Origin of the sequence: Paraburkholderia sp. UCT31, assembly GCF_014397655.1 — a bacterium.
Classification (GTDB): Bacteria; Pseudomonadota; Gammaproteobacteria; order Burkholderiales; family Burkholderiaceae; genus Paraburkholderia; species Paraburkholderia tuberum.
In genome coordinates, this window is the sequence record NZ_VZQP01000211.1 from 1 (window position 1) to 530 (window position 530).

At 60.8% G+C, this 530-nt stretch carries 1 protein-coding gene; it reads left to right on the forward strand.

The annotated features are described in order from the left end of the window. Positions 1–530: DUF3141 domain-containing protein (locus F6X40_RS43805; protein WP_187631914.1), on the forward strand; the 530-nt coding region annotated here is incomplete at both ends.

Below are 530 nucleotides of genomic sequence, written 5' to 3' on the forward strand. Positions count from 1 at the left end.
GGTGGTGGGGCAGCTACTACCTGATGAACCGGGAAGAGATCGAGTGGATCACCCGTAACCTCTTCATCGGCAACAAGCTGTGGTCCGGCGAAGTGTCCGGCCCGTCGGGCAAATCCTTCGATCTGCGCGCCATCCGCTCGCCCATCATCCTTTTCGCATCGATGGGCGACAACATCACGCCGCCGCAACAGGCGTTCAACTGGGTCGCTGACGTATACAGCAGCACCGAGGAGATCAAGGCGCGCGGCCAGGTCATCGTCGCCCTGATGCACGAGGACGCCGGCCATCTCGGCATCTTTGTTTCCGGCAAGGTGGCGAAGAAGGAATACACGCAGATCTTCAACGTGCTGGAGACAATCGAGACGCTCGCGCCGGGCCTCTACGGCATGTCGATCAAGGAGGGAAAGGGCGCAGACGGCAAAACGGAATACGAGGTCTCGCTCACCGAACACCGGCTGGAAGAAGCCGTCGAGCATTTCAACGAGTTGCGGCGCGAGGACGAAAAGCCGTTCAAGGCCGTGGCGGTGGTG